The 8,584-nt window shown below is 63.0% G+C and carries 8 protein-coding genes; 5 read left to right on the forward strand and 3 right to left on the reverse strand.

Annotation, left to right across the window (positions count from 1 at the left end; translation table 11 throughout):
* Positions 1–252 precede the first annotated feature (252 nt).
* From ACE039_RS06895 to ACE039_RS06905, 3 genes are all read right to left on the reverse strand, one after another.
* Positions 253–678 carry an organic hydroperoxide resistance protein gene (locus tag ACE039_RS06895; protein WP_105555874.1) on the reverse strand — a complete coding sequence of 142 codons (426 nt, stop codon included), beginning with the start codon at positions 676–678 and terminating at the stop codon, positions 253–255.
* 158 nt (positions 679–836) lie between these two features.
* On the reverse strand, positions 837–1,298 hold the full coding sequence (locus ACE039_RS06900; protein ID WP_313458553.1) for a MarR family winged helix-turn-helix transcriptional regulator: 462 nt from the start codon (positions 1,296–1,298) through the stop codon (positions 837–839).
* 63 nt (positions 1,299–1,361) lie between these two features.
* Positions 1,362–2,069 (reverse strand): Crp/Fnr family transcriptional regulator, encoded by a 708-nt coding sequence (locus tag ACE039_RS06905; RefSeq protein WP_448712182.1) that lies wholly within the window; start codon positions 2,067–2,069, stop codon positions 1,362–1,364.
* Between the two features lie 169 nt (positions 2,070–2,238).
* Here ACE039_RS06905 and ACE039_RS06910 point away from each other — a divergent pair, with 169 nt between their 5' ends.
* From ACE039_RS06910 to ACE039_RS06930, 5 genes are all read left to right on the forward strand, one after another.
* Positions 2,239–4,215: an AMP-dependent synthetase/ligase gene (locus tag ACE039_RS06910; RefSeq protein ID WP_485821981.1), complete on the forward strand. Its 1,977-nt coding sequence runs from the start codon at positions 2,239–2,241 to the stop codon at positions 4,213–4,215.
* Positions 4,216–4,220: 5 nt separating this feature from the next.
* On the forward strand, positions 4,221–5,018 hold the full coding sequence (locus ACE039_RS06915) for an ABC transporter ATP-binding protein (protein WP_448712178.1): 798 nt from the start codon (positions 4,221–4,223) through the stop codon (positions 5,016–5,018).
* An 11-nt stretch (positions 5,019–5,029) separates the two neighbouring features.
* Complete coding sequence (locus ACE039_RS06920) at positions 5,030–5,959, forward strand: branched-chain amino acid ABC transporter permease (RefSeq protein WP_105555869.1); 930 nt, start codon at positions 5,030–5,032, stop codon at positions 5,957–5,959.
* Between the two features lie 26 nt (positions 5,960–5,985).
* Positions 5,986–7,050 (forward strand): branched-chain amino acid ABC transporter permease, encoded by a 1,065-nt coding sequence (locus ACE039_RS06925; RefSeq protein WP_105555868.1) that lies wholly within the window; start codon positions 5,986–5,988, stop codon positions 7,048–7,050.
* A 150-nt stretch (positions 7,051–7,200) separates the two neighbouring features.
* Positions 7,201–8,541, forward strand: coding sequence for an ABC transporter substrate-binding protein (locus tag ACE039_RS06930; protein ID WP_105555867.1), 1,341 nt, complete (start codon positions 7,201–7,203; stop codon positions 8,539–8,541).
* Positions 8,542–8,584 lie beyond the last annotated feature (43 nt).

An 8,584-nucleotide genomic window follows, 5' to 3' on the forward strand; every position in this document is an offset into this window, starting at 1 on the left:
GGTCCGGAGCCTTCGCTCCGGACTGCCCCCTTGTCATCTTCGTTGCGGCCTGCGGCCGCTGCCTTCAGATTCCCTCGGGCTTATCGACTCCCCGCGCACCCCAGGCCACCCACGCGCCGGGCTCCGATAGTTGCAATCTCATTGCAGCTGGGACGAACCGTGTGCTTTGGCTTCGGATCGATGGTGGGGGGTGGTGGAGCATCTTGCGGGGCCCGCCCCAGGCCGACTGCGCTGGCGGGCGACCTATATAGATCAGACGATCGTCAACGTCACATCAATATTCCCACGCGTCGCATTCGAGTACGGGCAAACGATATGCGCCGCCGCCACCAGCTTCTCGGCCAACTCACGCTCCATTCCCGGCAACGAAATCTTCAATTCGACTTCGATGCCGAATCCCGTCGGGATGGCCCCGATACCGACGATGCCGTTCACCGACACGTCCGACGGGATGGCGATCTTGTCGCGGCCGCCGACGAACTTCATCGCGCCCAGGAAGCAAGCCGAATAGCCCACGGCGAACAGTTGTTCGGGATTGGTGCCGGCCGCGCCCGCGCCGCCCAGTTCGCGCGGCGTCGTCAGTTTGACGTCCAGGTTGCCGTCGTCGCTGACGCCACGGCCTTCACGGCCGCCGGTGGCGGTGGCATTGGCGCGGTAGAGAACTTTTTCGATAGACATGATGCGTTTCCTTTATTGAAAGTTGAACTGCCTCGCCTGGCGGGCCCTCCCGCCGCGGCGCTTACCGATAACCTGCGGAACTGCTTAAAACTGAATAGCATACGATTACATCGTGCGCTATGTATTAGACCGGATGATGACACGCATCACCCTTCCCTTCAAAGACTGTCGACCAGCTTCTCTCGCAGCGCATGCAGCGTCTTCATCATGCCCTGCGCCTCGTCCAGCGTGCACTGCGCGGCGCCCGCGATGGCGGGCGGGATCGCTTGCGCCCGCTCCCGCAAATCGCGGCCTTCCTCGGTCAACGACACGATCACCTGGCGCTCGTCGTCCACGGCACGCTTCCGGCTGACCCGTCCCGCCGCTTCCAGGCGCTTCAACAGCGGCGTCAGCGTCGCGGAATCCAGGAACAGGCGGTCGCCGATATCCGTCACCGTAATCTCGTCACCTTCCCACAGCACCAGCATCACCAGATACTGCGGATAGGTCAGGTCCAACCCGCGCAGCAGCTTGCGGTACACCTTGCTCATCGCCAGCGACGTCGAGTACAGCGCGAAGCACAGCTGGCTATCCAGCAGCAGCGGATTCAATGCGCCTTTGGGTTTGGATCTGGATTTCATTGTGCAATATTAAATAGCGCACTATTTATCGTCAAGCGTTTTTTTCTTGGGAATTTGCGCGCCTCAGGCCGTCTGTTCGCCCTCGACCGTGCTGCGGTCGGACCCATACAGTTTCAGGCCATCCAGATCCCGCACGCGGACGGCGCCGTATTCCACGTTCAGCAGGCCTGCCTCTTCCAGCTTGCGCAGCGCCTGGTTCGCGCGCTGGCGCGATACCCGGGCCAGATAGCCGACTTCTTCTTGCGTGATCGTCAGCCGCATCCCCATGCCCGGATACAGCAAAGGGTTGAAGAGCTCGGCCAGGCAGCGCGCCACGCGGGCGTCGGGATCCAGCAGCCGGTCGTGCTCCGCCTTGCCGATGAACTGCGCCACCCGTTCGTTCAGTTGATGGAGCAGATAGCGGTTGAACGGGATGCTGGTATCCAGCAACCAGTCGAACGTAGGCGCCGGCAGGCGCGCCACCACCGAATCGCGCAGCGCGACGATGTCGTATTTGCGGACTTCGCGTTTCAGCAACGAGCCTTCGCCGATCCAGCCGCCGGCGGGCACGCCGGTCAGCGAGGCGACTTTGCCCTCGGCGTTGCCGACCGACACCTTGACCAACCCGGCCAGTACGCCGATCCAAGCCTGGGCGAGTTCGCCTTTGCGCTCTATGATCGATCCGGCAACGACTTGCTGCACGGTCAGGTCCCGTTCGACGCGCATCTGCTGTTCCGCATTGAGCAAGCGAAACCAGGCCGCGGCAAGTTGCAGAGAGTCGGCTAGCTGCATCGGGAATACCCTAAAAGTTCCTTGAATGTCGCGATGGTGACAGTTGGTAGCAACCCAACCTTATACCTTAACTCCTGCCGTAAATCTAAAACCAACTGGTCAAGCCCTTCATCGCCACTACCGCTCCCGCGGAGGTCAGGCGCGATGTGCCCAAACCGGAGGAGACAACGTGGCACATTCATCGCCCGCATCTGCACAGGTGCCGGCGGCGCTGGACACCTTTCCAGCGCTGCTGTTCGCGCATGCCGAAGTTCGCGGGTCGCGGCCCGCGATACGTGAAAAAAATCTGGGGATCTGGCAAACCCTTACGTGGTCCGACGTGGCGGCGCATGTCCGCCATGTGGCGAACGGCCTGGCCTCGCTGGGCATCCGCCCCGGCATGCACGTGGCCGTCATCGGAGAGAACCGGCCACGCCTGTATATGGCGATGATGGCGGCGCAGTCGCTGGGCGCGATCCCCGTGCCGCTCTACCAGGATGCCGTCGCGCAAGAGATGGTCTACGTGCTGCAAGACGCCGAGATCAGCGTGGCCGTCGTGGAAGACCAGGAACAGGTCGACAAGATGCTGGAAGTGCGCGAGCAATGCCCGGCCTTGCAGCACGTGGTGTTCGACGATCCGCGCGGCCTGCGCCATTACTCGGACCCCATGCTGCTGTCATATGAACAGCTGGAAACGCGGGGCCAGGAATACGCCGCCCAGCACCCGGATTTTCTTTCCCGCGCCATCGCCACCGTGCAGCCGCACGACCCGGCCGCCATGTTCTATACCTCGGGCACCACCGGCAAACCTAAGGGCGTGGTGCTGACGCACCATGCGCTGATCGACCGCGCGCGCGCCGTGTCCGACATGGAAAAGCTGACCGACCAGGAAGACGTGCTGGCGTATCTGCCGCCCGCATGGATCGGCCAGAACATGTTTTCGTACACCCAACTGCTGGTCACGGGCTTCACCGTGAACCATCCCGAATCGCCCGACACGGTGTCGATCGACATGCGCGACATCGGGCCGACCTACTATTTCGCGCCGCCGCGCGTGCTGGAAGGCTTGTTGACCCACGTGATGATCCGCATGGAAGACGCGGGTTTCATCAAGCGCAAACTGTTCGGCGCCTGCATGAACCTGGCGCGCCGCGTCGGCACCAAGATCCTGGACGGTGAATCCGTCAACGCCTGGGACCGCCTGCGCTACGCGCTGGGCAACGCGCTGATCTACGGCCCGCTGCGCAATGCGCTGGGCATGAGCCGCGTGCGCGTGGCCTACACCGCCGGCGAAGCCATCGGCCCCGATCTTTTTGTCTTCTACCGCTCTATCGGCATCAACCTGAAGCAGTTGTACGGTTCAACCGAGACGTCCGTGTTCGTCTGCGTGCAGCCCGACGGCCACGTGCGCGACGACACCGTTGGCCCGCCCGTGGCCGGCGTCGAGATCCGGGTGGCGGACAACGGCGAGATCCTGGTCAAAAGCCCGGGCCTCTTCAAGGAGTACTACCGCAATCCCGACGCCACCGCCGAGGCGCGCAGCGCCGACGGCTGGTTCCATACCGGTGACGCGGGCTATCTGGACACCGACGGCCAGTTGAAGATCATCGACCGCGCGAAAGACGTGGGCAAGCTGGCCAACGGCAGCCTGTTCGCGCCCAAGTACATCGAAAACAAGCTGAAGTTCTTCCAGCACATCAAGGAAGCCGTGGCCTTCGGCGCCGACCGCGAAGACGTGTGCGCGTTCATCAACATCGACCTGGAAGCCGTGGGCAACTGGGCCGAGCGGCGCGGGCTGCCCTACGCTGGCTACACCGACCTGGCCGCCAAGGACGAGGTCTACCAGTTGATCGCGGAATGCGTCGAGCAGGTCAACGCCGACCTGGCCACCGACCCGAAGCTGTCGGCGTCGCAAGTCAGCCGCTTTCTGATCCTGCATAAGGAACTGGACCCGGACGACGACGAATTGACGCGCACGCGCAAGGTGCGCCGCGCCTTCATCGCGCAGAAGTACGGCGTGCTGATCGACGCGCTGTTCGGCGGCAAGCAATCGCAGTTCATCGAGACCGAAGTGAAGTTCGAAGACGGACGCTCCGGCAAGATCTCGGCCGATCTGAAGATCCGATCCGTCAAGACGTTCCCCGCCATCACCGCCAAGGCCGCGTAGAGATCATGAGCAACAACGACCGCGAACAGCGTATCGGCGACGTCATGCTGGACATGCAGAACATCTCCTTGTCCTTTGGCGGCGTCAAAGCGCTGACGGACATTTCCTTCAATGTGCGCGAGCACGAGATCCGCGCCATCATCGGCCCCAACGGCGCGGGCAAGAGCTCGATGCTGAACGTCATCAACGGCGTCTACACGCCGCAGCAGGGCAGCATCGCGTTCCGGGGCGAGCGCTTCTCGAAGATGAACCCGCGCCGCGCCGCCGAAATGGGCATCGCGCGCACGTTCCAGAACCTGGCCCTGTTCAAGGGCATGAGCGTGCTGGACAACATCATGACGGGCCGCAACCTGCGCATGAAGTGCGGGCTGCTGTCGCAGGCGTTCCGCCTGGGGCCGGCCGAACGCGAAGAAACCCGGCATCGGGAATTCGTCGAGAACATCGTCGACTTCCTGGAAATCCAGGCCTATCGCAAGACACCGGTAGGACGCCTGCCCTACGGCCTGCAAAAGCGCGTGGACCTGGGCCGTGCGCTGGCGATGGAGCCGCGCCTGCTGCTGCTGGACGAGCCGATGGCCGGCATGAACATCGAGGAGAAGCAGGACATGAGCCGCTTCATCCTGGATGTGAACGACGAATTTGGCACGACGATCGTGCTGATCGAGCACGACATGGGCGTGGTCATGGATATTTCCGACCGCGTGGTGGTGCTGGACTACGGCAAGAAGATCGGCGACGGCCGCCCGGACGAAGTCCGCGCGAACGAAGACGTCATCAAAGCCTACCTCGGCGTGTCGCACTAAGGCGGACAGACATGGGATTTTTTCTAGAGACCTTATTCGGCGGCTTGATGAGCGGCATGATGTATGCGCTGATCGGCCTGGGCTTCGTGCTGATCTTCAAGGCATCGGGCGTCTTCAACTTCGCGCAGGGCGCGATGGTGCTGGTTGCCGCCTTGTCCATGGCGCGCTTCTCGGAGTGGATACCGCGCTGGCTCGGCTTTGACAACATGATCCTGGCGAACGTGCTGGCGTTCATCGTCAGCGCCATCGTGATGTTCCTGCTGGCCGTCGCCATCGAGCGCTTCGTGCTGCGTCACCTGGTCAACCAGGAAGCCACGACCTTGTTGATGGCCACGCTGGGCATCAGCTATTTCCTTGACGGCCTGGGCCAGATCACGTTTGGCAGCTCGGTGTATTCCATCAACGTGGGCATGCCCAAGGATCCGCTGATGATCCTGGACACGGTCTTCGAAGGTGGGTTGCTGATCAACCTGGAAGATCTGACGGCGGCGGTCATCGCGGCGTTGCTGGTGGCCACGCTGGCGCTGTTCTTCCAATACACCTCCACCGGCCGTGCACTCCGCGCGGTGGCCGACGATCACCAGGCCGCGCAATCCATCGGCATCCCGTTGAACCGCATCTGGGTGATCGTGTGGTGCGTGGCAGGTCTGGTTGCGCTGGTGGCGGGCATTATCTGGGGATCCAAGTTCGGCGTGCAGTTCACGCTGTCCACCGCGGCGCTGCGTGCGTTGCCGGTCGTGATCCTGGGCGGGCTGACGTCGGTGCCGGGCGCCATCCTGGGCGGCCTGATCATCGGCGTGGGTGAAAAACTGTCCGAGGTTTACCTGGGGTCGCTCGTGGGCGGCGGTATCGAAATCTGGTTCGCCTATGTGCTGGCGCTGGTGTTCCTGCTGTTCCGTCCGCAAGGGCTGTTCGGCGAGAAGATCATCGACCGCGTGTAAACCACCAGGCCCTCTAGGATAAAAACATGTTCTATCGCGAAAACGGCCAATTCAAGACCAGCTACCGGGCCGATCAGCAGATCTTCCCGATCCGCCAGGACCGCATCTTCATCTGGCTGCTGCTGGCGGTGGCGTTCATTGCCGTGCCGGCGCTGTCGTCCGACTACCTGCTGCGCGCCATCCTGATCCCGTTCCTGATCCTGTCGCTGGCCGCGGTGGGCCTGAACATCCTGGTCGGCTATTGCGGCCAGATCTCGCTGGGTACCGGCGCCTTCATGGCGGTGGGCGCGTATGCGGCCTGGAACTTCGGCGTCCGCTTCCCCGGCATGCCGCTGGTTGCCCAGATCTTGCTGGGCGGGTGCTTTGCCACCATCGTGGGCGTGATCTTCGGCATCCCCAGCCTGCGCATCCGGGGGCTGTACCTGGCCGTGGCCACGCTGGCCGCGCAGTTCTTCGTGGACTGGGCGTTCCTGCGCATCCCGTTCTTCACCAACTACTCGTCGTCGGGCAACGTGTCGGTGCCGCCGCTCACGGCGTTTGGGCTGCCGGTGCAATCGGCGATGGAAAAGTACCTGTTCGTGCTGATCCTGGTGGTGATCTTCAGCCTGCTGGCCAAGAACCTGGTGCGCGGTGCGATCGGCCGGCAATGGATGGCAATTCGCGACATGGACGTGGCGGCATCGGTCATCGGCATCCGCCCGATGTACGCGAAGCTCACCGCATTCGCGGTCAGTTCGTTCATCGTCGGCGTGGCCGGCGCCTTGTGGGGCTACATCCATCTGGGTTCGTGGGAGCCGCTGGCGTTCGACCTGACGCGTTCGTTCCAGTTGCTGTTCATGGTGATCATCGGCGGGCTGGGTTCGATCATCGGCAGCTTCTTCGGCGCGGCCTTCATCGTGCTGGTGCCCGTCGCGCTGTCGAACATCCCGCATGCGCTGGGCATCCCGCTGTCGGTGGACACCGCCGCGCACATCGAACACATGGTGTTCGGCGCGCTGATCGTGTTCTTCCTGATCGCCGAACCGCACGGGCTGGCGCGATTGTGGAGCATCGGAAAAGAAAAGCTGCGCATCTGGCCCTTCCCGCACTGAAGGGGCGCATTGCCTTGAATTGATTTCGCATTGATTTCTGCGGATCGCGGCGGCAAAAGTGCCGTGATCCACATCCTGAATACCCGGCTCAAGACCGGGCCAATCCCGGTGTCCCAGGGTTTATTGCCCCAAACACCACGCAGGAGGTAAATGGAGATGAAGCGTCTTAACCTGAAGTTGGCGGCAGCCCTGGTGGCCGCAGCCGGCGCCGTCGGCGCCGTGGCCACGCCGGCAATGGCGGCCGAAGAGCAGTTCGTTCCGTTGCTGGTGTACCGCACCGGGTCGTTCGCGCCGCTGGGCATTCCGTGGGCCGATGGCAAGCTGGATTACCTGAAGCTGGTCAACGAGCGCGACGGCGGCGTCAACGGCGTCAAGATCACGTACGAAGAATGCGAGACCGCCTACGCCACCGACCGCGGCGTGGAATGCTATGAACGCCTGAAGGGCAAGGGCACGGGGGCCTCTGGCTTCGACACCCAGTCCACCGGCATCACGTTCGCGGTCAGCGACAAGGCCATGGTCGACAAGGTGCCCGTCGAAACGATGGGCTACGGCCTGTCGCAGTCGGTCGATGGCAGCGTGTTCGAGTGGAACTTCCCGCTCTTGGGCACGTACTGGACCGCGGCCGACGTGATGATCCAGGACATCGCCAAGAAAGAAGGCGGCATGGACAAGCTCAAGGGCAAGAAGATCGCCCTGGTCTACCACGACTCGCCTTATGGCAAGGAACCGATCCCCCTGCTGCAAAAGCGCGCCGCCAAGGAAGGCTTCGAGCTGGTGCTGTATCCGGTGACCGCGCCGGGCGTCGAGCAAAAGTCCACCTGGCTGCAGATCCGCCAGGCACGCCCGGCCTATGTGCTGCTGTGGAGCGCGGGCATCATGACGCCCACCGCCATCCGCGAAGCGCAGGCCAGCGGCTACCCGCGCGACAAGATGTACGCGATCTGGTGGGCCGGCTCCGAAGGCGACGTGAAAGACCTGGGCGATGTCGCCAAGGGCTACAACGCCATCACCGTGCACAACAGCGGCGCCGAACACGACAAGGTCTATGACGACCTGAAGAAGTTCGTCTACGACAAGGGCCAGGGCTCGGACAAGACGGCCAAGAACACGCTGGGCACCATCGCCCACACGCGCGGCATGATGATCTCGATGCTGCAAGTGGAAGCGATCCGGACGGCGCAAGAGAAGTTCGGCAAGGGCAAGGCATTGACGCCCGAGCAGGTCCGCTGGGGCTTCGAAAACCTGAACCTGACGCAAGAGAAGCTGGACAAGCTGGGCTTCGGCCAGATCATGCGCCCGGTCAAGACCTCGTGCAGCAACCACAAGGGCGACGATTGGGCCCGCATCGTGCAGTGGGACGGCGCCAAGTTCAAGGTTGCCTCCGACTGGTACCAGGCCGACAAGACCATCCTGGACCCGATGGTCAAGGATGCCGCGGCCAAGTACGCCAAGGAAAAGAACATCACGCCCCGCACTTGCGAGAACTGATGTGAACCGGGGGGGGGGGGGGGGGGGGGGGGGGGGGGGGGGG

It is taken from the genome of Achromobacter maghribensis (assembly GCF_057334215.1).